Source organism: Alistipes senegalensis JC50 (genome assembly GCF_025145645.1).
Lineage (GTDB): Bacteria > Bacteroidota > Bacteroidia > Bacteroidales > Rikenellaceae > Alistipes > Alistipes senegalensis.
In genome coordinates, this window is sequence record NZ_CP102252.1 from 2664445 (window position 1) to 2686256 (window position 21812).

At 58.8% G+C, this 21812-nt stretch carries 20 protein-coding genes; 5 read left to right on the forward strand and 15 right to left on the reverse strand.

Going from position 1 to position 21812, the window contains the following annotated elements; genetic code table 11:
• Positions 1-3 precede the first annotated feature (3 nt).
• The 8 genes from NQ519_RS16305 to NQ519_RS10610 all read right to left on the reverse strand — a co-directional run bounded on the left by NQ519_RS16305 (position 4) and on the right by NQ519_RS10610 (position 6383).
• Positions 4-516 (reverse strand): helix-turn-helix domain-containing protein, encoded by a 513-nt coding sequence (locus tag NQ519_RS16305; RefSeq protein ID WP_019151186.1) that lies wholly within the window; start codon positions 514-516, stop codon positions 4-6.
• Between the two features lie 72 nt (positions 517-588).
• Positions 589-885: a helix-turn-helix domain-containing protein gene (locus tag NQ519_RS10580; protein WP_009598243.1), complete on the reverse strand. Its 297-nt coding sequence runs from the start codon at positions 883-885 to the stop codon at positions 589-591.
• A gap of 1 nt (position 886) precedes the next feature.
• Positions 887-1171 (reverse strand): helix-turn-helix domain-containing protein, encoded by a 285-nt coding sequence (locus NQ519_RS10585; RefSeq protein ID WP_026076620.1) that lies wholly within the window; start codon positions 1169-1171, stop codon positions 887-889.
• Positions 1172-1540: 369 nt separating this feature from the next.
• Entirely contained in the window at positions 1541-2203 is a 663-nt protein-coding gene (gene ung / locus NQ519_RS10590; RefSeq protein WP_019151184.1) for a uracil-DNA glycosylase, read from the reverse strand.
• 38 nt (positions 2204-2241) lie between these two features.
• The gene (gene trmB, locus NQ519_RS10595) at positions 2242-2991 is read right to left on the reverse strand and encodes a tRNA (guanosine(46)-N7)-methyltransferase TrmB (RefSeq protein ID WP_019151183.1); all 750 of its coding nucleotides are present in this window, start codon (positions 2989-2991) and stop codon (positions 2242-2244) included.
• 9 nt (positions 2992-3000) lie between these two features.
• Positions 3001-3444, reverse strand: a complete 444-nt coding sequence (locus tag NQ519_RS10600) for a hypothetical protein (protein WP_019151182.1) — start codon at positions 3442-3444, stop codon at positions 3001-3003.
• 4 nt (positions 3445-3448) lie between these two features.
• Positions 3449-4900, reverse strand: coding sequence for a PSP1 domain-containing protein (locus tag NQ519_RS10605; protein WP_019151181.1), 1452 nt, complete (start codon positions 4898-4900; stop codon positions 3449-3451).
• Between the two features lie 121 nt (positions 4901-5021).
• Positions 5022-6383, reverse strand: a complete 1362-nt coding sequence (locus NQ519_RS10610; protein ID WP_019151180.1) for an MATE family efflux transporter — start codon at positions 6381-6383, stop codon at positions 5022-5024.
• 627 nt (positions 6384-7010) lie between these two features.
• Between NQ519_RS10610 and NQ519_RS10615 the strand changes: the two genes are divergently transcribed.
• Positions 7011-7757: a hypothetical protein gene (locus NQ519_RS10615; protein WP_227901123.1), complete on the forward strand. Its 747-nt coding sequence runs from the start codon at positions 7011-7013 to the stop codon at positions 7755-7757.
• A 27-nt stretch (positions 7758-7784) separates the two neighbouring features.
• The gene (locus NQ519_RS10620) at positions 7785-7988 is read left to right on the forward strand and encodes a hypothetical protein (RefSeq protein WP_044054518.1); all 204 of its coding nucleotides are present in this window, start codon (positions 7785-7787) and stop codon (positions 7986-7988) included.
• Positions 7989-8058: 70 nt separating this feature from the next.
• Here NQ519_RS10620 and NQ519_RS10625 read toward each other — a convergent pair whose 3' ends face one another.
• From NQ519_RS10625 to aspS, 4 genes are all read right to left on the reverse strand, one after another.
• The gene (locus tag NQ519_RS10625; RefSeq protein ID WP_019151179.1) at positions 8059-10512 is read right to left on the reverse strand and encodes an ATP-dependent Clp protease ATP-binding subunit; all 2454 of its coding nucleotides are present in this window, start codon (positions 10510-10512) and stop codon (positions 8059-8061) included.
• A gap of 393 nt (positions 10513-10905) precedes the next feature.
• Entirely contained in the window at positions 10906-11400 is a 495-nt protein-coding gene (locus NQ519_RS10630) for a metallophosphoesterase family protein (RefSeq protein ID WP_019151178.1), read from the reverse strand.
• A gap of 1 nt (position 11401) precedes the next feature.
• Positions 11402-12676: a replication-associated recombination protein A gene (locus NQ519_RS10635; protein WP_026076619.1), complete on the reverse strand. Its 1275-nt coding sequence runs from the start codon at positions 12674-12676 to the stop codon at positions 11402-11404.
• 171 nt (positions 12677-12847) lie between these two features.
• Positions 12848-14602, reverse strand: coding sequence for an aspartate--tRNA ligase (gene aspS / locus NQ519_RS10640; protein ID WP_019151176.1), 1755 nt, complete (start codon positions 14600-14602; stop codon positions 12848-12850).
• A gap of 448 nt (positions 14603-15050) precedes the next feature.
• On the opposite strand from aspS, the gene NQ519_RS10645 reads away from it, so the two are divergent.
• Positions 15051-15497: a nucleoside deaminase gene (locus NQ519_RS10645; protein ID WP_019151174.1), complete on the forward strand. Its 447-nt coding sequence runs from the start codon at positions 15051-15053 to the stop codon at positions 15495-15497.
• A gap of 97 nt (positions 15498-15594) precedes the next feature.
• Complete coding sequence (locus NQ519_RS10650) at positions 15595-16554, forward strand: tetratricopeptide repeat protein (RefSeq protein ID WP_019151173.1); 960 nt, start codon at positions 15595-15597, stop codon at positions 16552-16554.
• A gap of 362 nt (positions 16555-16916) precedes the next feature.
• Here the strand turns inward: NQ519_RS10650 and queG are convergent, their stop codons facing one another.
• Positions 16917-17852 (reverse strand): tRNA epoxyqueuosine(34) reductase QueG, encoded by a 936-nt coding sequence (gene queG / locus NQ519_RS10655; protein ID WP_019151172.1) that lies wholly within the window; start codon positions 17850-17852, stop codon positions 16917-16919.
• A 99-nt stretch (positions 17853-17951) separates the two neighbouring features.
• Between queG and NQ519_RS10660 the strand changes: the two genes are divergently transcribed.
• A complete protein-coding gene (locus tag NQ519_RS10660; protein WP_019151171.1) occupies positions 17952-19619 on the forward strand; it encodes an AMP-binding protein in 1668 nt (555 codons plus the stop codon).
• A 388-nt stretch (positions 19620-20007) separates the two neighbouring features.
• On the opposite strand, the gene NQ519_RS10665 is transcribed toward NQ519_RS10660, so the two are convergent.
• Together NQ519_RS10665 and asnA are read right to left on the reverse strand one after the other, a co-directional pair.
• Positions 20008-20244 (reverse strand): helix-turn-helix domain-containing protein, encoded by a 237-nt coding sequence (locus tag NQ519_RS10665; RefSeq protein ID WP_019151170.1) that lies wholly within the window; start codon positions 20242-20244, stop codon positions 20008-20010.
• Between the two features lie 478 nt (positions 20245-20722).
• Positions 20723-21757 carry an aspartate--ammonia ligase gene (asnA, locus tag NQ519_RS10670; protein WP_019151169.1) on the reverse strand — a complete coding sequence of 345 codons (1035 nt, stop codon included), beginning with the start codon at positions 21755-21757 and terminating at the stop codon, positions 20723-20725.
• Positions 21758-21812: the final 55 nt, after the last annotated feature.

The following is a 21812-nucleotide window of genomic DNA, read 5'->3' on the forward strand; positions in this document are numbered from 1 at the left end:
GTCTTAGTTCTTCGATGGCTTTTGCCCGTTCCCGTTCTCGCGGACGATGCGTTCCTCGACTAAGACCCTCAATTTTTTTAAGTAAGCAACCTCGGCGCGAAGACGTTGGTTTTCGACTCGCAAGTCATTTTCTTCCTGTGGTTGTAGTTCCTGTTTATTAGGTTTGGTTCTCATCTTACCCCGATTATCACGGTAAAGACCGGATTCACCTTCTTCATAATAGATACGCTCCCATTTGCTCAGCGTACTCTCATTGTAAATACCGAACTTTGCCGTTGTTTCCGTTAAAGATAAGTGATTCTCGTGCATGTGCCTGATAGCTGACAACTTAAAATCGCCGCTGTAAGTATATTGCCGTATACGAAGACCTGCTTCGCCGAACTCTTTATAACGCGCAATCCAACGCGACAAAGGCGTATAGCTTATTCCAAAATGCTTGGAGGCGGACGATACGGAATGTTGGCCATTGACAACAGACAAAACTGCCGCTAATTTCTCCTCATAACTGTACTTCATAAAACACCCCAAAAGTTATGTCCAACTTTTGGGGTGCAGTTCATGATGATCTTCCCCTTTTCACAGACCGCATCAGCGCTGCGCTTTCATATAATGCTGTTCCAGCAGTTTATAAAGCGAGGACTGCGGATAAAGAATCTTTCCACCAAGAGTAGTATAAGGGATTTGGCGGTTGTCCCGGTAATTCTGCAAGGAGCGTTTCGAGATGCTGAAGATGCTGCAAATCTCCTCACTGGTCAGGTACAGTTCATTTCCGATGGTCGGGCGGTGCGTGTCGATCAGAATATCGACGGCACGGATGGCTTTGACGATGTCGCGGCGCAGTTCCTTGAACGCGGCGCTGTCGCGGGTAATGATCTCTTCGGTCATGCTACAGGCTTTTTATCAGGTTCTTTTCCAGAAGTTGCCGGATGTCGTCGTCCCGGAACAATACTTTATTCCCCAAGGCCGTATAGGGGATGATGCCGGCGGAGCGATAGTATTGCAAGGCTCGCTTGGTGATGCTCAAGGCCTTGCAGACCTCCTCGGCCGTAAGCCACCGGACAGTTGTCGGTTGGGCGGAGAGGGAATGGAGCGCAGACACTCGCTCCAGAAGACGTTGAAGGTGCGCCTGCATCTCTTTATAGGCGCTCGTTTCCATAAGGACGCAATCCATAATGCTGAGGGTTTAGGTGATTTCTGCGTTAAGGATGTGCAAGATAATCCAAGCCTTCAGAAAACGATCCCCATGTCCGCTCCAGACCGATCCAGTCCGCTCAAAGGAAAAAATGATCGGCGGTGACGCTGATGTACGCCATAAATCGGAAAATAGAGAGATAAAAATTCTATTTGCTTTTTTATCAGATATTCACTATATTTGTATAGAGTTGTTTGACAGGATGAACCTCGATGTAAGTTTATTCAAGACTTGCGTTTCTAAATCATTACCTCATAAAAAACAACGCCGTAACTTATTAGGTTACAGCATTGTTTTGTAAATCCCCGGAACTCCAGAGCGAGGCCGGGATTTTTGTGTTCCGGGAGGTTACCACACGATCGGCTCCTTGCCCACGGAGCGGAGGTATTCGTTGGCGCGCGAGAAGTGGCGGCAGCCGAAGAATCCCCGGTAGACCGACAGCGGCGAGGGGTGCACGGCCTTGAGGATCAGATTCTGCCCGGGATCGGCGATGGCGCCTTTCCGCTGGGCGTAGCTGCCCCAGAGCATGTAGACGATGTGCTGTTTGCGTTCGGCGATGGCGCGGACCACGGCGTCGGTGAAGGTCTCCCAGCCGTGCCCGGCATGCGAGGCCGCCTCGTGGGCGCGGACCGTCAGCACGGCGTTGAGCAGCAGCACCCCCTGCTCGGCCCAGCGGTCGAGGTTGCCTGTCGGGGGGATGGGCGTGCCGGTGTCGTCGGCGACCTCCTTGAAGATGTTTTGCAGCGAGGGCGGGAAGGGAACGCCGTCGGCGACCGAGAAACAGAGTCCGTTGGCCTGTCCGGGACCGTGATAGGGGTCCTGGCCGATGACGACCACTTTCAGCTTTTCGAACGGGCATTTGTCGAAGGCCCGGAAAATGTTGCTGCCGCGGGGAAAGATGCGCCGCGAGGCGTACTCCTGCCGCACGAACTCCGTGAGGGCGGCGAAATAGGGTTTCTCGAATTCGGGGGCGAGGATCTCTTTCCAGTCGGGTGCGATCTTTACATCCATGATATTTCGGAATATGAGTTGTTTTCGTTTGCGCAGGATTACCGGAGCTGCCGTTCGGCTTCGCTGTCCTTTTCCGTTTCGTCGTCTCCCTCCCAGTCGAACCACGGGAAATCGCGGCGGTCGCCGAGCGAGAAGCGGGTGTAGGTGATCGGAAGCCCCATGCCGAGGAACCGCTCCTCGTAGGCGGTCTTGATCGAGAGCACCTCGTCGGCGCGGCCCGTGCTGTAGATGTCCGGTTCGGAGACCTCGCAGGGAAGCCCGAAGCGGCGGATCACCTCGGCGGTGTAGGCGTAGAGGTGTTTGGAGTCGGTTTTGAGGTTGATGGCTCCGCCCGCCTGGAGCAGTCCGGCGTAGTAGGCCAGATAGACGGGCGAGGTGAGCCGCTTGCGGGCCCGGCGCGTCTTGAGCTGCGGATCGGGGAAGGTGATCCAGATCTCGGCGACCTCGCCTTCGGCGAACAGCGCGTTGATGAACTCGATGCGGGTGCGCAGGAAGCCCACGTTGGGCATCTTGCGGTCGGTGGCGGTGCGGGCGCCCCGCCACATGCGGGCCCCCTTGATGTCGATGCCGATGTAGTTGCGCATCGGGTCGCGTTCGGCCAGCGCCACGGTGTATTCGCCCTTGCCGCACCCCAGTTCCAGCACGATGGGGTTGTCGTTGCGGAAGAAGTCGCGGTGCCAATTCCCTTTCAGCGGGTGGTCGCGGCGGAACACCTCGTCGAATTCGGGTTGTACGAAACATTCGAAACCGAGGTTCTCGCGGAACCTCCGGAGCTTGTCTTTGCCCATATTGCGTATCTATTCGCTCTTTGTCAGGTTAATGCCCACGGCTTCGACCCCGCGGACAGGGTGTGTCGGCGTGAGGATGCAGTGGTAGTCGCCCTGCTGCGCGAACCGCATGCGGATGCGGTAGGGGACGACTATTTCGCGCATCAGCGGTGTCGGGCGGCTCTCTCCGCGGGGGATGACCAGCCGGAAAGGCTCCTCGAAGCGGAGCGAATCGGGCGTCACGGTGGCGATGCGGAGCGTCAGCGTATCTTCGGCGAAGCGGTCGTTGCAGCGCAGGAACACCTCCGCGTCGCGCAGGGTCACGGTGTCGGCGTTCGGCAGAAGGATTTCGGCGCCCAGCTCCCAGCGGAACGGATCGACATCCGTGGCCGCCGACTGGTGGGGCGAAACGCACCCTCCGGCCAGCAGCGCGGCCGTCGCGGCCGCGGCGATATGCCGTGCCGAAGCCCTCACGCGCCTATTGGTTTTGGGGCGATCCGCCGTTGTTGCCGCCGTTCCCGCCGTTGTTCCCGTTATTGCCGCCTCCGTTGCCTCCGTTGCCGCGGCGGCGCCGGTTGTTGCGGTTCCGGTTGCCGTTGTTCTCGCGGGGAGCGTTGCCGCCGCCCTCGGAATTGTTGTTGCGCGGCCGTTCGCCGCCGTTGTTCGGACGCTGCTGACGCCGCTGTTCGGGGCGTCCCTGCTGGCCCTCGCGGGGCGTGCGGGCCTCTCCCGAAGCCTCCCGGCGTTCGTTTCCGCCGCCGTTCTGCTGCGGACGGTCGCCGCCGCGGCCCTTGTTGTTGCGGCCTCCGCGCTTGTTGCGGCGCTTGGCCTGGTCGAAGCGGGTGATGCTGTCCTCCTCGGAACGGTAGGTCGGCTCCTCGACCGTCGGGCGGATGTCGTCGGCGTGTTGCAGCTGCTCGACCTTCTTGCCCTGACGGTTCAGCGCCAGAATCTCCCGCACGCGCGATACGGGCAGCGTGACGACGTTGGCCATCGTGTCTTTCGACGACGAGAAGGTCATCGTGCCGGCCAGTACGTCGCTCTTGACGAGGAACCACTCCCCTTCGACGGCCTGCAACGGCTCGCGCAGCCGCGGGAACTCCTTGCGGGCATCGACGTAGGTGTCGTATTCGTACATCATGCAGCATTTGAGCTTCGAGCACTGCCCGGCCAGCTTCTGGGGATTGAGCGAGATGTCCTGCACGCGCGCGGCGCCCGTGGTGACGCTCGAAAAACTCGACATCCACGACGCGCAGCACAGTTCGCGGCCGCAGGCGCCCAGTCCGCCGATGCGTCCGGCCTCCTGGCGGGCGCCGATCTGCTTCATCTCGATGCGGATGTGGAACCGCTCGGCGAAGACCTTGATCAGCTCGCGGAAATCGACGCGCTCGTCGGCGATGTAGTAGAAGATGGCCTTGATCTTGTCGCCCTGATACTCCACGTCGCCGATCTTCATATTCAGTCCCATGTCGGCGGCGATCTGGCGCGAGGCGATCATCGTTTCGTGCTCCAGGGCGATGGCCTCCTGCCACTTTTCGATGTCGTAGGGCTTGGCCTTGCGGTAGATCTTGCGGTATTCGCCGTTGAAGGGGTTGAAGCCCGTGCGGCGCATCTGCCGCGCCACGAGGTCGCCCGTGAGCGACACGATGCCGATGTCGTGGCCCGGCGATGCCTCGACGGCCACGATGTCGCCCCGTTTGAGGGGCAGTTTGTTGACATTCTGGTAGAACGAGCGGCGGGTGTTCTTGAAGCGCACCTCGACGATGTCGGTCGGCACGTTGACCGGATACTCGTCGAGCCAGGGGGTTTCGTGGAGCTTGAAGCAGCCGTCGCAGAGCCTGGCCTCGCTCTCCGAGCCGCAGTCGCAGAAGGCGCATCCGCGGCCCACTTCGGGTTTGCAGGCGCCTGTATGTTGTTTTTCGCTATCCATTGACGGGTATAATTTGCGTAAAGATACGAATAATCAATTAAAAGTTAAAAATTAAAAATTAAAAATCGAGAGGATTGCCATTCGAAATATCCCCGAAGATGCCCGCCCCGATTTTTAATTCTTAATTGCCGCTTGCATACAAGCGGCGAATGCTGCGGCGGATGCGCAGGATCATCATCACGGCGGCGGCCGAGAGTCCGAACGAGAAGCCCAGGAAGAGCCCCGAAGGGCCCATGCCCATCGTGAAGCCGAAGAGGTAGCCCACCGGGAGGTTCAGCAGCCAGTACGACACGAAGGCGATCGGCATGATGATCTTCACGTCCTGAATACCCCGCAGAATGCCGACCGAGACGTTCTGGATGCCGTCCGAAAGCTGGTACAGCGCGGCGAAGACCATCAGCTGCGAGGCGATGGCGATCACCTCGGCGTTGGTGGTGAAGAGCGTCGGGATGACGTTGCGCATCGTGATGAAGACGATGGCCGCGAAGGCGTTCCACGCCAGCACGAGGTGGTACGACGCTTTGGCCGCCAGCGACAGTTCGCCGATGTTGCGCGCTCCGTAGCAGTGCGACACGCGGATGGTGGTGGCCGCGCCGATCGACATGACGATCATAAAGGCGCAGTTGCCGATGGTCGTGGCGATCTGGTTGGCGCTCATGGTCTCCTTGTTGAACCACCCCATCATGATCCCCGTGCCGACGAAGGCCGAGGCTTCGAGGAACATTTGCAGCGAGATCGGAAGCCCCATGTGCAGCAGCCGTTTGACCGTGGCCCACGAGTAGTTGCGGGGCGAGAATCCGTCGAGGTAAGCGCGGTATTTGTGGCGGCTGTAAAAGTAGCCGATCATCCCGATCGGGGCGATGATGCGCGACAGCAGCGTGCCGAGGCCCGCGCCTTCGGCGCCCATCTCGGGGAATCCGTAGCGGCCGTAGATGAAGACCCAGTTGAAGCCGATGTTGGCCAGGTTGGCGACGATCGTGACCGCCATTTCGACCTTCGTGTTGCCCACGCCTTCGAGGAACTGTTTGAAGGTGAAGAACAGCATGATGAAAGGCATGCTGTAAACCAGCATCTTGTAGTAGGGGATGGCCATATCGACCACTTCGGCGGGTTGGCCGAGATGATAGAGCAGCGGGATGGCGGCATACTGCACGACGGCCATCGTCAGGCCGAGCAGTCCGTAGAAGAGGATGCCGTTTTGCAGCAGGCCCGCCGATTTTTCGCGGTCGCCCTGGGCGTAGAGTTCGCCCACGAGGGGCGTCATGCCGAGTGCGATGCCGACGGCGGCGATGAAGAGGATGAAGAAGACCGCGCCGCCGAACGACACGGCAGCCAGCGGCGTGGGGTCGTCTCCGCCGTAACGGCCGACCATGAGGTTGTCGGCGAACTGCGTCAGGATCTGGCCCAGCTGCGTGAGCACCACGGGCAGCGCCAGCCGCAGGTTGGCCTTGTATTGGTCTTTGTATGTTGCGAATTTGTACATAGGTGCGCAAAGGTACGAATAATCTCTGGGAAAAGAGAAGAAAGGTTTGTGCGGATTTTTCCAAGTTGAAATAACATAGTTCCTGGTCAATATTGACTTTCGGGGATTTTTTGCTGAAATTTGTGGGAGCAATACCCCAAAAGAGCGTTGTATTCTGCAAAACATTTTCTATCTTTGTCTTGCTGTCCGGATGGGCAGCGACATATTGTTGGCAGAAGTGTTTCGCTTTTATTCTTGAATGGAAATCTGGAAAATTTCACGTGAACAAGAATAAGCAATACAAACACTCATCGCCGTGTATAGTTATATCATTCTCGATATACTGTCCGGTGTGGGGTATTGTTTATTTGTTCACGGGTATTCCAGAACCTCCATTCAGATAAACGAACGACTCCACACTTCTTTTTTGACAACCGCCATATAGGAGCCGAGTGGCGCATATCTCAGTGCTTATGGAAAATAATTGAATTGGCAATAATTGTGGAAATAGATTCCTGTAATATTAGTGATAAATATTTGTAAATTAATAAAATATAAATTATGAAACAGTATAGGGTAATTGGGGCGTCGATATTTTTTTGTCTTTCATTTTTGGGGTGTAAAAATTACGAAAACCAAAAGGATAAAATGATACGATTCGTATGCGATTACAAAGCAATGCAAATCGAAAACGGAAACGTGGACTATGAGAATCTGTGTGATTTAAACCGGATTTTATCCCGATTCAGGGATACCATGCAGATGAGTTTAATCGAATATTGTTCGCAGAAAAGAGAGCAGAGCGAACGGGACTTAAAGTTGTCACAGCAGATACGCTTGAGTGAATATGACCTTATGACAGGGTCATCCAGAGCGGCTCTTGATAAAATGAAGCCGATGAATTATTATGAACAAGATTTGAAAAAATTGAAATCTATCCTAATGAAAACAGATTCATTGGCACTCAACTCGGACATGTATGCGAAAACGATCTCCGGGTATTTTACAATGGCATTGAGTAAATTAAAAAAGAAGAACAAGGCCGATGCCGATTTTATGGGGCTTCTTCTCTTTTTTGCAGGGAACTCTCAAATTATTTCGGACAAATACGAGATCGTTTATAATGCGTATTATGATGCGGTCCGATTTTTAATAACCGAACCGGAGTTTTGGATTTCAGATTATTGTAATATCGTGTTGAAAACGATAAAGGCATTTTCGGCGAAATTGGAGGCGGATGAATTTTATTCGATTTATATGGATATGGTAAACCATACTGCGGCTGACTATCTTGGTCCCGATCTTGTTGATATTATAAATACATACACTCGGTATGCGTATGTTACGGATAAGGAAACTGAATTTGAAAAATATTTGGCAATTTCATTGGAATAACGATCATACATTTAAAAATTGAAAACTATGGCTGGAAATTTATGGAAAATGACAGCGATCAAAAATGCTGGAAAACTGACGAAGGGAATGAGCGTCGAGATTCTTGTAACCGGAACATCAGCAAAACCGAGTGTAAAACAAATTATCGAGGCAATCGAAGACAAATACGGCGTAACCGTATCGAGTTGTCATTGTGGATATGCTAATTTTGAGATTGAGAAATTGAATTGAACCGATAGCTGTTTATGTAATAAGGGAGAACCGCACGGTCCTCCCTTATTACATAAACAGCTGTTTGGTTTTACGCCACGCGCAGCTTCACGCCGTGGGCCTTGTCCGACTCCACGACCACGGTGTCGCCCTCGTGGAGCTTGCCGTCGATGATCAGTGACGAAAGCGGCTCTTCGACGTTGTCCATCAGCGTCCGTTTCAGCGAGCGGACTCCGTAGCGCGATTCGTAGCCCATGGCCGCCAGGCGGCGTTTGGCCCCTTCGGTGATCTTCACCTTGTAGCCCAGCTTCTTCGTGCGGTTGAGCAATCCCTGCAACTCCAGCTCGATGATCCGCTCCACGTCGGCGATTTCCAGCGTGCGGAACAGGATGATGTCGTCGATGCGGTTCAGGAACTCCGGGGCGAAGGTCTGCTCCAGCGCCTTGCGGTATTCGCTCTGGGGCGTCCGGTCGGCCACGGCGCTCTTCGAAGTGGTGCTGTAACCCACATGCACCGATTTCTGGATCACGACCCGCGAACCCACGTTCGAGGTCATGATGATGATCGTGTTGCGGAAATCGACCCTGCGTCCCGAGCCGTCGGTGAGGTGCCCCTCGTCGAAGATCTGCAACATGGTGTTGAAGACCTCGGGATGGGCCTTTTCGATCTCGTCGAAGAGCACCACGGCGTAGGGCTGACGACGCACGGCCTCCGTTAACTGGCCTCCTTCGCCGTAACCGACGTATCCGGGGGGCGAGCCGATCAGGCGCGCCACGTTGTGTTTCTCGCTGTATTCGCTCATGTCGATCCGGATCAGTCCGCGGTGTTCGTCGAACAGCCATTTCGACACCTCCTTGGCCAGCAGCGTCTTGCCTACGCCCGTGGGACCCACGAAGAGGAAGACCCCGATGGGGCGGTTCTCGTCTTTCAGACCCGCGCGGGAGCGCCGGATCGTGCGCGAGATCTTCTCCACGGCCTCCTGCTGCCCCACCACGCGCCGGGCGAGGTGGTCGCGCAGGGTTTGCAGACGGGCCATTTCGCCGCTCGAAACCCGTTCGGCCGGGATGCCCGTCATCGCCGTGATGACCTGCTGGATGTGCTCCGCGGTGATCTCCACGGGGTTGTTTTCCAGCGAGCGTTTCCATTCGGCGCTGGTTTCGCCCAGCTTCGAGCGCAGCGCGATTTCGCGCATGCGGGCCGAGGCGGCCTTTTCGTAGACCAGCGCTTCGATCGCTTCGCGGCGTTCGCGTTTGGCTTCGCAGAGCGCCGTCTTCATGGCTTGCAGCTCCTCGGGTTCGCGCGCCGATTGCAGGTGGGCCCGCGATCCGGCTTCGTCCATGACATCAATAGCCTTGTCGGGGAAGTAGCGGTCGGTGATGTAGCGTCCGGTGAGGTTCACGCAGGCTTGCAACGCCTCCTCGGTGTAGTGCACCTTGTGGTAGCGCTCGTAGTGGGGGGCGATGTTGCGCAGGATCTGGAGCGTCTGCTCGGGCGTCGTGGGTTCGATCACCACCTTCTGGAAACGGCGTTCCAGCGCCGAGTCGCTTTCGATGTTCTCGCGGTACTCGTCGAGCGTCGTCGCGCCGATGGTTTGCAGTTCGCCGCGCGCCAGGGCCGGTTTGAGGATGTTGGCCGTGTCGAGGCTGCCTTGCGTGGAGCCCGCGCCGACGATGGTGTGGATCTCGTCGATGAAGATGATCGTATCCTTGGCCTTGCGCAGTTCGTCGATCAGCTGCTGCATGCGCTCTTCGAACTCGCCGCGGAACTTCGTGCCCGCCACGAGCGACGAGACATCGAGCGAGAAGAGCGTCTTGTCGGCGATGGTGTAGGGCACCTCGCCGCGCGCCATGCGCAGCGCCAGCCCCTCGACGATGGCGCTTTTGCCCACGCCGGCTTCGCCGATCAGGATCGGGTTGTTCTTCTTGCGGCGCGAAAGGATCTGCACCACGCGCTCGATCTCCTGCTCGCGGCCCACGACCGGGTCGATCTTGCCCTCGCGGGCCAGCCGCGTGAGGTTCACGCCGAATTTGTCCAGCAGGTGTTCCGACTCCTTTCCGGCGGATTTGTTCTCCTCGCCGAAGTCGAGCATGTGGACCTGTATTTCGGAGCGGAAGTCGTCGCCCACGGAGAACTTTTGCAGCTCTTCGGCGACGATCTCCGGCGTCACATGGTACATCTCCAGCACGCGCGACGTGGCGGTCGTGCGGTCCTTGATGACGGCCAGCAGCGCGTGGGCGGTCGAGACGCTCCGGACAGCCCCCGATGTGGCGAGCAGCTCCTCGGTGAAATCCCGGAAGAAGGTCTCCGGCGAGAGGGACTCCTGCGGTTTGACGGTGATTATCTCGCGTTCGATGCGCAGGCGTACCTGGTAGAGCTCCCAGTCCTTGAGACGGGAGGACAAGAGTTGATAGGCGAGGGAGCCCTCTTCGCGGAGCAGTTCCAGCGTGAGGAAGTCTTTGAACGAGTGCGTCATTCCTGCCTTCGTCGTGTTGAATGCCGAACGGGCGATGATGCCTTCCAGCGTTTTTGAGATTTTCGGTTGCATGTTGCGTCGTCGTTAGTGAATTCGCTATACTAACGGCGAGGCGTATATGATTATTGTAAGATCGTTTTTGTTTAGCAGCTGAACCATGCCTGTTGATTATTAACTGGTTCCGTGTGCCGAGTCCGTTTCGGTCCGATCCTGAGGCTTGGGACTACGGGCTGTTTATCAGTCGGTTGCGGGCGGTATTGGTTTTTCGATGGGCGGAATCGTGCAGTCAGGTCCGTTTTGTGGGGTGCCCCGGCGGAATGCACCGTTTATTTCTCTGACTACCAGCAAAGTCTGTCCGAGATACGTTCCCGGCTTTTTTTGATATATAAATTGCATTCAGGTAGGAAGGTGGCTGAAAAAGCCGGGGTGAGTTAGCTCTTTTGGCTCGGGGTAAGTCCGATTTTTCTATTTTCGCGGCCATTCGCCGACCTCCATGTCGCGCATGTCCGTACCGTCGATCACCAGCCTTACGGCGGTGCGGACCTTGTGGAATCCGAACTCCCCGGCGGCTCCGGGATTGACCGCCAGCAGGTCGTAGACGGGGTCGTAGGCCACCTTGAGTATATGGGAGTGCCCGGCGATGAAGAGCTTCGGGCGCACGGACTGGATCTTGGCGACGGCGCGCGGGTCGTAGCGGCGCGGATAGCCCCCGATGTGGGTCATCAGCACCCGGACGCCCTCGCATTCGAACGAGAGGAACTGGGGATAGACACGGCGGGTCAGTCCGCCGTCGATGTTGCCGCTGACGGCCCGGAGCGGTTTGAAGGCGGCGATCCGGTCGGCCAGTTCGATCGACCCGATGTCGCCCGCGTGCCAGAGTTCATCGACGTCCCGGAAGAAATTCATCAGGGTTTCGTCGAACGTGCCGTGGGTGTCGGACAGGATACCGATGCGCTTCATCTTATTTGTATTTGTCTTTCCAGAGTTGCGCCATCCGTTCGGCGATCTTCGCTTCGGTGGCGTTCTGCGTGTCGGGTTCGTAGAATTTCGTGCCCGAGAGCGATTCCGGCAGGAACTCCATCTCGGCAAAGTGCCCGGCGTAGTCGTGGGCGTATTTGTACCCTTTGCCGTAACCCGCCCGGTCCATCAGTTTGGTCGGGGCGTTGCGCAGGTGCAGCGGCACCGGGCGGTTCGTCGTGTCGTGTTCGACGAGCCCCATCGCCTTGTTGATGGCCATGTAGGCCGAATTGCTCTTGGGGCTCGTGGCCAGATAGATCGTCGTCTCGGCCAGCGTGATGCGCGCTTCGGGCATGCCGATCTTGTGCACCGTGTCGAAGCAGGCGTTGGCCAGCAGCAGGGCGTTGGGATTTGCCAGCCCGATGTCTTCCGAGGCCAGGATCACCAGCCTCCGGGCCAGGAACCGCGGCTCCTCGCCCCCGGCCAGCATCCGCGCGAGGTAGTAGATCGCGGCGTTGGGGTCGCTGCCCCGGACCGACTTGATGAAGGCCGAGATAACGTCGTAATGTTGTTCGCCGTTCTTGTCGTAGAGGGCGATATTCTGTTGGAGACAGTCGGTGACGTATTGGTCGGAGATCGTCACCTTGCCGTCCGTGGCTCCGACGACGATGTCGAGGATGTTCAGGAGCTTGCGCGCGTCGCCGCCCGAGAATTTGAACAGCGCGCCGGTCTCCGCGACCTCGATGTCGCGTTCCTTCAGTTCGGTGTCGGTCGTCAGGGCTCGGTCGAGCAGCACTTGCAGGTCCTTGTCTTCGAGCGACTTGAGGATGTAGACCTGACAGCGGCTCAGCAGCGGGGAGATCACCTCGAACGAGGGGTTCTCCGTCGTGGCGCCGATCAGCGTGACGACGCCCTGCTCGACGGCTCCTAACAGCGAATCCTGCTGCGACTTGTTGAAGCGGTGGATCTCGTCGATGAAGAGGAACGGCGGGCGCTGGTCGAAGAACCGCTGCTTGCGCGCCGATTCGATCACCTCGCGCACGTCCTTCACGCCCGACGTGACGGCCGAGAGGGTGAAGAACGGGCGTTCCAACTGCGTGGCGACGATCTTGGCCAGGGTGGTTTTGCCCACGCCCGGAGGCCCCCAGAGGATGAACGACGGGACATTTCCCGTCTCGAAGAATTTTCGGAACACCCCGTTTTTACCCACGAGATGTTCCTGCCCGATATATTCGTCTATCGTGCGGGGGCGCAGTCGTTCGGCTAAGGGTGCTGACATGGCGGCGGTTTTAGTTTTGTCTGTCATTGCGGGGAGCCGCAGGCGACGGGCGATCTGCCGAAACCCCGCAATGACGCTTTTCGTCGGACAAAGATAGTGCTTTTTTTATGATTTCACCCCTGCCGCAACCTGCGGCAGGGGTGAATTGATTTCCGTCGGGATGATTTTGCTTTACTCCTCCGGCTTCCGCAGCTCCAGATACAGTTCGTCGAGCTGCGACTGGTCGATGTAGCCCGGGGCGTCGAGCATCATGTCGCGGCCGGCGTTGTTCTTCGGGAAGGCGATGTAGTCGCGGATCGACTCCGAGCCGCCGAACAGCGAACACAGACGGTCGAATCCGAACGCCAGTCCGCCGTGAGGGGGCGCGCCGTATTTGAAGGCGTTCATCAGGAAGCCGAAGCGCTTCTGCGCCTCCTCGGGCGTGAAGCCCAGCAGTTCGAACATCTTCTCTTGCAATTTCGAGTCGTGGATACGGATCGAGCCGCCGCCGATCTCCGTGCCGTTGCATACGAAGTCGTAGGCGTTGGCACGCACGCGCCCGGGATCGCTGTCGAGGTATTGCACGTCTTCGAGCTTGGGGGCCGTGAAGGGATGGTGCACGGCGTAATAGCGCTGCGTCTCGTCGTCCCACTCGAAGAGCGGGAAATCCACCACCCACAGCGGGGCGAACTTCTGCGGATCGCGCAGGCCCAGCTGCTGGGCCACTTCGAGACGCAGGGCGCACAGCTGCGTCAGCGTCTTGAACTTCTTGCCGCAGAGGATGAAAACCATGTCTCCGGCCTTTGCGCCGCAGCGTTCGGCCATCGCGCGCACCTCCTCGGGGGCGTAGAACTTGTCGATCGACGACTTCACGCCTCCCTCCTCGACACGAATCCAGATGAGGCCCTTGGCGCCGATCTGCTGCCGCTTGACGAACTCCGTCAGGGCGTCGATCTGCTTGCGGGTGTACGCGGCGCAGCCCTCGGCGGCGAATCCGGTGATGTACTCCGCATCGTCGAACACGCTGAAACCGTGCCCTTTGGCGAGGTCGGTGATCTCCGCGAACTCCATGCCGAAGCGCAGGTCGGGTTTGTCCGAACCGTATTTCTCCATCGCCTCGATCCACGGCATGCGGCGCAGCGGCTCGGTCAGCTCGATTCCCATCACATGCTTGAACATGTGCTTGGCCCAGCGTTCGAAGATCTCGAGCACGTCCTCCTGCTCGACGAACGACATCTCGCAGTCGATCTGCGTGAACTCGGGCTGACGGTCGGCGCGCAGGTCCTCGTCGCGGAAGCAGCGCACGATCTGGAAATATTTGTCGTAGCCGGCGACCATCAGCAGTTGTTTGAGGGTCTGCGGCGACTGCGGCAGGGCGTAGAACTGGTTGGGCGACATGCGGCTGGGCACCACGAAGTCGCGGGCGCCCTCCGGAGTGGAACCCACCAGACAGGGGGTCTCGATTTCGAGGAATCCCTCGTCGGAGAGGAAGCGGCGGATCTCCTGGGCCATCTTGTGACGCAGAATCAGGTTGCGTTGCAGGGGCGGACGCCGCAGATCGAGGTAGCGGTACTTCATGCGCAGGTCGTCGCCGCCGTCCGACACCTCCTCGATGGTGAAGGGGGGCACCTCGGCTTCGTGCAGCACGACCACCTTTTGGGCGGCCACCTCGATGTCCCCGGTGGCCATCTTCGGGTTCTTCGACTCGCGTTCGATGACTTTGCCGACGACCTGGATGACCCATTCGCGGCCCACCGAGCAGGCCACGGCGCGGGCTTCGGCCGGGGAGTGTTCCTCGACGACGATCTGGGTGATACCGTAACGGTCCCTGAGGTCGATGAAGGTCATGGCCCCGAGGTTTCTGATTTTCTGCACCCACCCGGCCAGGGTGACGGTTTCGTTGACGTTGCAGGCCCTGAGGCAGCCGCAGGTATGGGTTCTGTACATGGCGGAAATGGAAATATGTTCGTTCGTTTTGTTGTTGCAACCCGCAAAGTTAGCAAAAAGGTTCCGGATTCGGAAAGGAAAAGGTCAAAAAAACGATGGCGGGACGTGCCGTATGCACGCCCCGCCGCGGGCTAATGTGCGCTTATTGCTTGAAGGCTTCCCAGAGCTCGGTCCGAGGGGCCCGCGTAAAACGAAAGACGCGGACGAAGTTCGTATGATCTCGACAGAGGTTCTGGAATACCCGCAAGAAGAATCATAGATAACGCCCGCGTTGAAACAACACGAGCATCAACTCTATAACTTCTTCTTACTGAAATTTTCCAGATTTCTGTCGAAAGAAAAAAGCTAATGCCTTATAAATAAAAATTTATCGTATGTCAAGAACGTCGCAGCCGGAACTGCTTGGGACAAATATAGCGAAAATTTTTACCTTTGCAAAAAAAATGCGATGAATCAGCTGCAAACCGACGAAAAATTCATGCGCCTGGCACTAAACGAGGCGCAAAAGGCGTTAAAAGAACAGGAGGTGCCCATCGGAGCCGTCGTCGTGGCGGGGGACGCCGTCATCGGACGGGGCCACAACCTCGTGGAGACGCTCGCCGACCCCACGGCCCACGCCGAAATGCAGGCCCTGACGGCCGCGGCCGCGACGCTCGGAGGCAAATACTTGCAGGAGTGCACGTTGTATGTGACAGTCGAGCCGTGCATCATGTGCGCCGGAGCCGCCGGGTGGGCGCAGGTGAGCCGCGTGGTGTGGGGCGCCGACGACCCGAAGAAGGGCTACCGCCGCTACTCCGAAAACGTGTTCCATCCTAAGACCACCGTGACGTGGGGCGTGCTCCGCGAAGAGTGCGAAGCGCTGATGAACGATTTTTTCGCGGGTTTGCGCGGATAGATTTGGTAAAAAAGGAATTTTTTTTATACTTTTGCAACCGACGCATCTCCGGGCGGGGTGCACGGACTGAAAAACTTAAAAATCGAATAGTAAGACAATGAAAAAGTTATTCGTATCGGTAGTCGCGCTGCTGGCGGCGGTATCGCTCTCGGCGCAGGATCTCACGGCAATTTACAACGAGGCGGCGGCCGCTTACGGCGCCAAGGATTTCGCCGGCGCCGCCGCGAAGTTCGAGCAGGTGATCGACCAGGGGATGGACAACGAAGATGCCGCTTCGCTGGTGGCAACCGCCAAGAAGACGCTCCCCAACTGCTATTTCATGCTGGGAGGCGGGGCGCTGAAAGGCAAGAACTACGACGAGGCGCTGAAGAATTTCACCAAGTCCGCCGAGCTGGCCGAGCTCTACGGAGACATGAACCAGATGGCCAAGGCCAACGGCTGGGTCGCCAAGATGTACCAGATTCAGGGCGGCGACGCTTTCAACAACAAGGATTACGCGACGGCCGCCGGCATCTTCGAGAAGGGCTACAAGGCCGACCCCGACAATACGGACATGGCGCTGAACCTGGCGATGAGCTACTGCGAGATGTTTATGAACACGGGCGATATGGCTCAGTACGAACGGGGTATGGAGATCTACGAGGCCGTTGCGGCCAAGACGCACCCCAAATATGCCGAGGCTGCCGCCAAGGCCAAGGAGATGATCACGCTCTACACCAATAACATGGTGGCCAAGTTGCAGGAGGCCAACAACTTCGACGGCATCATCGCCGCAGCCGACGCCATGCTGGCCAAGAATCCGGCGAGCGCGCTGGCCGAGAAGGTCCGTTTGCAGGCTTATGCCAACAAGAAGGATTACGCCAAGGTGATCGAGCTGGCCCAGACCGCCGCCGACGCTCAGACCGATCCCGAGGACAAGAGCCTGATGTACTACCTGCTGGGCGCAGCCTACAACGCCAAGGAGATGAAGCCGCAGGCCATCGCCGCTTTCCAGAAGGTGACCGCAGGTCCCGCTGCCGAGAGCGCCAAGGCCGCGCTGGCCGAGCTGTCGAAGTAGTTCGCGGACGAACGACTGTCATACGGCGGGTTCCGGATTTCCGGGACCCGCTTTTTTCGTGCCCGGCGGGGGCGTTGGGCGTGTGTGTTGGGCCGGTGTCGGGGGGCTGGGGTTGTGTTGAGCGGTGCCGGGGGCGTGTTGGGCCGGGTCGCGTTGGAGTAGGGGAGCTGGGGTGGGTCGCATTTGCCGTGCCGGAGGGGCCGGGGCGTGCCGCGTTGGACGTTGCCGGGACGGGTTGTGTTGGACGTTGTCGGGGTCGGGCGGTGCCGGGTCGGGTGACGTTGGAGGGTGCCGGAGGAACTGGGATCGGGTTCTGCCGGGCCGGGTTTGCCGTGCCGGAGGCGAGGGGCGAGGCGGCCGGTTCAGCGTTCCGAGGGCTCTTCGGGGACGATGTTCCGGCGGACGTTTTCCCGGATGCGGGCCAGTCCGCTGCGGGTCAGCGGCGTGCGGCCGCAAAGGGCCTCGAACGCCGTTTCGTCCATCCCCAGCCATGCCGCGGCGTCCATCGTCAGCGGGTCGAACACGGGGTCGAACGCCGCGTTGCGGTGCCGCGGCGCGCGCAAGTTCCAGGGGCAGCAGCTCTGGCAGCAGTCGCAGCCGAAGATCCAGCCGTCGAGGCCGGCGTCGCTCTCCGGGACCTTCTCGATGGTGCGGCACGAGATGCAGCGCGCGGTGTCGATGGTCCGGTCCGGGGCGATGGCCCCCGTGGGGCAGGCTTCGACGCACCGGCGGCACGTGCCGCAGCGCTCCTCTCCGAACGGCGTGTCGTAGGCGTCGGCCTCGTCGGTGAGGATCAGCTCGCCCAGCAGGACGCAGGTGCCGAACTGCGGCGTCACGAGCAGCGACTGGCGTCCGATCCAGCCCAGTCCTGCTTCCGCGGCCAGCTGTTTTTCGGCCAGCGGCGCCGTGTCGGTGAACGCCCGGCCTCCGAGCCCGGGATACGCCGCGCGCAGGGCCTCGAGCAGCTGCGCGAGCATGGCCCGGATGGTCGTGTGGTAGTCCGCCGTGCAGGCGTAGGAGGCGATTTTGGTGCGGTGTCCGGCCGGATAGCCCTCCGAGGCGGTGTTCTTGTAGGAGACGGCGCAGACGACGGCCGTGCGGGCCCCCTCGACCAGCAGCCGGGGGTCGAAACGCTTCTCGGCGTTGCGCTCCATGTAGCCCAGCGACGACTGCCCGCCGCGCGCCAGCCATGCCCGGAACCGCGCTTCGCCCTCGGACAGGTGGCGGCACGGCGCGACGCCGCAGAGGTCGAAGCCCGCATCGGCGGCAAGTTTTTTGATGTTCAGAAGGTCGAGCATGCTGTTATTTTGTCTCAAAAGTAGTGTTTTTTCGCCGGAATTTAGTAATTTCGCCCCGGACTTTTGCGTTATCTCAACGCACATAAACGAGAACGTACCATGACAATCAATACATTGTACGAACTGGCCCGCAGCAGCGTGGAGAAGTTCGCGTCGAAAATCGCCTTTTCGATGTTCGAGGGCGAAGACGTGACTTACGCCGAGGCGGGCCGTCGTATTGCCAAAGTGCAGGAAATCCTGACCGGAGCGGGGCTTCGCGCCGGGGACAAGGTGGCCCTGCTGAGCAGCAACATGCCCAACTGGGGCGTCTGCTACTTCGCCGTGACCTCGGCCGGCATGATCGCCGTGCCGATCCTGCCCGACTTCTCGGGCGAGGAGCTCGACATGATCATCGAACACTCCGAGGCCAAGGCGCTGCTGGTTTCCGACAAACTCTTCACCAAACTCTCCCGCGACACCATCGAACGGCTCAACGTCGTGGTCCGCACCAAGAATCTCGGCGTCATCGCCCAGCGCGTCCGCGAGGAGGGTTCGACCGGCATCCCCAAACCCGACGACCTCGCCGTGATCATCTACACCTCGGGCACGACCTCGAAGCCCAAGGGCGTGATGCTGACCCATGCGGCGCTGTGCGCGCAGGGTGCCATCTCGGAGGCGATTTTCCCGGTCGGCGGCGACGATACGTTCCTCTCGGTGCTGCCCCTGTCGCACACCTACGAATGTTCGATCGGCATGATCTATCCCTTCTCGATGGGCGCCCGGATCGTCTATCTCGACCGTCCGCCCACGGCGTCGGCGCTGATGCCCGCCCTGCGGGCCATCCGTCCCTCGGTGATGCTGATCGTGCCGCTGGTCATCGAGAAGATCTACCGCCATCAGGTGCTCGCCAAATTCAACTCCACGCGCTTCTGGCGCATGCTCTACCGGATCGGCTTCATGCGCCGCTATCTCAACCGCATGGCCGGCAAGAAGCTCCTGAAGCTCTTCGGAGGCCGCCTGCGCTTCCTCGGCATCGGCGGAGCGAAGCTCGACGGCGGGGCCGAACGGTTTCTGCTCGAAGCGAAAGTGCCCTATGCCATCGGCTACGGGCTGACCGAGACCGCGCCGCTGCTGGCCGGAGCCGCTCCCTCGCAAGTGCGTCTCGGATCGACGGGCCCCCAGGCGCCGGGGGTCGAACTGCGTTTGGAGAATGTCAATCCCGAAACCCGGCAGGGCGAGATCGTGGCCCGCACGCCGAGCGCGATGGTGGGATATTTCAAGAATCCCGAGGCCACGAAGGAGGCTTTCACGGCCGACGGCTGGTTCCGCACGGGCGATCTCGGGGAGTTCGACAAGGACGGATGGCTCTACATCAAAGGCCGTCTGAAGAATATGATCGTGGGGCCCGGGGGCGAGAATATCTATCCCGAGGACATCGAAACGGTGCTGAATTCGCACGTCTGCATCGCCGATTCGATCGTCACGGAGCAGGAGGGGCGTCTCATAGCCCTCGTGCACTTCAACCGGGAGGAGATCGAGTCGATGATCGACGACTGGCGCGAGGAGTGGGAGAGCAAGAAGGAGGCTTGGGAGGCCAAGACCGAGCAGTTGAAGAAGGAGATCATGGATTTCGTGAACGCCAAGGTCAACCGTTTTTCGCGCATCTCGGAGGTGGTTGAGGAGAAGGAGGATTTCATCAAGACCCCCACGCAGAAGATCAAGCGATTCCTCTACAACAAGAGTAAGAAAGAGGGCAAGACGCCCGATCAGCCGGCTACCGGGAAATAACTCCGCCCGCCCAAGAGCCGCCCGCCTAAGAGGCGGGATTTAGGGGGGGGCTTCGGAACGCTTTTCCGTCCGGTTCTGCGCTTTCCCCGTCATTGCTCGGCCCGGCTAAGAGCCGGGTTTTAGGGCGCGACGGAATGTCAGGACGCTTTCCACCCTCATCTGCGCCTTTTTCGTCATTGCTCGGCCCGCCTAAGAGGCGGGTTTTAGGAGGGGGGGGCTTCGGACGCTTTCCGTCCAGTTCTGCGCCTTTTTCGTCATTGCGAGGAGCCGCAGGCGACGCGGCAATCTGATTGGAAAGTCGTGACCTTACAACGCATTCTTCGGATTCCCACGCTCACTTCCGTTCGCTCGGAATGACGCCCTGCTTCGAAAGAAGCAGGGGTTTGATTTATTGGTCGAGTTCGTTGAAAAACTCTTTCAGCGAGGTGCCGTAGAATTTGCAGAGAATATCCAACGTAATCAGGGATACGGTTGTCGTGCTGGATTCGCTGCGTTGTATGTTTACTCCGGTGTTTTCCTTTACATATTCCTGTGAGAACCCTTTGGCAACGCGGAGTTGTTTCAATTTCCACGCAACGGCTGAGGTCAATGAGTTGTTCACTCTTTTCGGGCTTCTCGGCTTCATGGTGCAAAGATGACTTGGAAATAAAATTTTATTACACCCTATATAGTGTGTAATGGGAAATTTTATTTATCTTTGTCGTATGAGATAGCAGATACCGGGCCGGAATGGCATGCGGCGGAGCAAAGGTGTGAGTTGCGTCACTGATTATTGAATTCTTCAGAGTTTTCCTTTGCCCGCCGCTTTTTTTCGGCTGCACAAATAAACCCCGCACCGGAAAGTGCGGGGTTTTAATATGGGCGAGGTATAAGATGTTTCAGCAGCCCTTAAATTCGCCTCTGAATGCGTTGCAAGGTCACGACTTTCGATCGGATTGCCGCGTCGCTACGCTCCTCGCAATGACAATAGAGGTTCAGGCCGCCGCTGCATCTGACTGAAGAGGCGCGGAACCGGACAGAAAGCGCATCGAAGCATCCCCTCCCCTAAATCCTGCTTCTTAAGCGGGCCGCCTCTTAGGCGGGCGGCTCTTGGGCGGGCGGGCTTATTTCAGGTAGATGCCGTGGGCGGCGCACTCGGCGGTCATCTGCTCGGGCCAGATGCTGACCTGCACCTCGCCGATATGGGCGCACCGCAGGTAGAACATGCACAACCGCGACTGTCCGATACCGCCGCCGATCGAAAGCGGCAGACGCCCTTCGAGCAGCATCCGGTGGAACTCCATCTCGCGCCGCTCGGGACATCCGCAGATCGACAGCTGCCGTTCGAGCGCCTCGCGGTCCACGCGGATACCCATGCTCGACAACTCGAAGGCGTTTTCGAGAACCGGGTTCCAGACGATGATGTCGCCGTTGAGCCCCTTGAATCCCCCTTCGGTCGGAGTGCTCCAGTCGTCGTAGTCCGGGGCGCGTCCGTCGTGACGCTGGCCGTTCGACAGCTCGCCGCCGATGCCGATGAGGAACAGCGCGCCGTATTTCCGTGCGGCGGCCTGCTCGCGCTCCTTGGGCGTGAGCGAGGGAAACTCCCGCAGCAGCTCTTCGGATTGGATGAACGTGATCCGTTCGGGCAGGATGGGCGTGATGTGCGGGTAGAGTTCGTAGACCTCCTCTTCGACGGCTTTCATCGCCTCGTAGATCGTTTCGACGATCCCTTTCAGGAAGCCGAGGTTGCGCTCCTCGGGGCGCATCGTGCGCTCCCAGTCCCATTGATCGACGTAGAGCGAGTGGATGTTGTCCAGCTCTTCGTCGGCGCGGATGGCGTTCATGTCGGTGTAGAGTCCGTATCCCGGGGCGATCTTGTAGGCTCCGAGCTTCATGCGTTTCCACTTGGCCAGCGAGTGCACCACTTCGGCACGGCGTTCGCCCAGGTCGCGGATCGGGAACGACACGGGGCGTTCCACGCCGTTGAGGTCGTCGTTGATGCCCGTGCCCGAAAGCACGAACAGCGGGGCCGTGACGCGGCGCAGGCGCAGGCTGCGGGCCAGCATGTCGGGAAAAATCTCTTTGAGGTAGGTGATGGCCTGCTCCATCGTTTCGGGAGCGAGTTTGGCCGTGTACTCTTTCGGAATGAACAGCGCCATAAGTTCGGGGTTTTGGGGGTTTGTACCCGGCAAATATACGAAAAAGTGCACGCAA

Excerpts from the sequence above, each read along its gene's own strand:
- NQ519_RS10615 (WP_227901123.1), top strand. The coding sequence starts at position 7,011 with ATGATACGATTCGTATGCGATTACAAAGCAATGCAAATCGAAAACGGA.
- NQ519_RS10660 (WP_019151171.1), top strand. The coding sequence starts at position 17,952 with ATGACAATCAATACATTGTACGAACTGGCCCGCAGCAGCGTGGAGAAG.
- ung (WP_019151184.1), bottom strand. The coding sequence starts at position 2,203 with ATGGATGTAAAGATCGCACCCGACTGGAAAGAGATCCTCGCCCCCGAA.
- NQ519_RS10580 (WP_009598243.1), bottom strand. The coding sequence starts at position 885 with ATGACCGAAGAGATCATTACCCGCGACAGCGCCGCGTTCAAGGAACTG.
- NQ519_RS10645 (WP_019151174.1), top strand. The coding sequence starts at position 15,051 with ATGAATCAGCTGCAAACCGACGAAAAATTCATGCGCCTGGCACTAAAC.
- NQ519_RS10585 (WP_026076620.1), bottom strand. The coding sequence starts at position 1,171 with ATGGATTGCGTCCTTATGGAAACGAGCGCCTATAAAGAGATGCAGGCG.
- trmB (WP_019151183.1), bottom strand. The coding sequence starts at position 2,991 with ATGGGCAAAGACAAGCTCCGGAGGTTCCGCGAGAACCTCGGTTTCGAA.
- NQ519_RS10620 (WP_044054518.1), top strand. The coding sequence starts at position 7,785 with ATGGCTGGAAATTTATGGAAAATGACAGCGATCAAAAATGCTGGAAAA.
- NQ519_RS10630 (WP_019151178.1), bottom strand. The coding sequence starts at position 11,400 with ATGAAGCGCATCGGTATCCTGTCCGACACCCACGGCACGTTCGACGAA.
- NQ519_RS10665 (WP_019151170.1), bottom strand. The coding sequence starts at position 20,244 with ATGAAGCCGAGAAGCCCGAAAAGAGTGAACAACTCATTGACCTCAGCC.
- NQ519_RS10605 (WP_019151181.1), bottom strand. The coding sequence starts at position 4,900 with ATGGATAGCGAAAAACAACATACAGGCGCCTGCAAACCCGAAGTGGGC.
- NQ519_RS10625 (WP_019151179.1), bottom strand. The coding sequence starts at position 10,512 with ATGCAACCGAAAATCTCAAAAACGCTGGAAGGCATCATCGCCCGTTCG.
- queG (WP_019151172.1), bottom strand. The coding sequence starts at position 17,852 with ATGCTCGACCTTCTGAACATCAAAAAACTTGCCGCCGATGCGGGCTTC.
- NQ519_RS10650 (WP_019151173.1), top strand. The coding sequence starts at position 15,595 with ATGAAAAAGTTATTCGTATCGGTAGTCGCGCTGCTGGCGGCGGTATCG.
- NQ519_RS10635 (WP_026076619.1), bottom strand. The coding sequence starts at position 12,676 with ATGTCAGCACCCTTAGCCGAACGACTGCGCCCCCGCACGATAGACGAA.
- NQ519_RS10610 (WP_019151180.1), bottom strand. The coding sequence starts at position 6,383 with ATGTACAAATTCGCAACATACAAAGACCAATACAAGGCCAACCTGCGG.
- aspS (WP_019151176.1), bottom strand. The coding sequence starts at position 14,602 with ATGTACAGAACCCATACCTGCGGCTGCCTCAGGGCCTGCAACGTCAAC.
- NQ519_RS16305 (WP_019151186.1), bottom strand. The coding sequence starts at position 516 with ATGAAGTACAGTTATGAGGAGAAATTAGCGGCAGTTTTGTCTGTTGTC.
- asnA (WP_019151169.1), bottom strand. The coding sequence starts at position 21,757 with ATGGCGCTGTTCATTCCGAAAGAGTACACGGCCAAACTCGCTCCCGAA.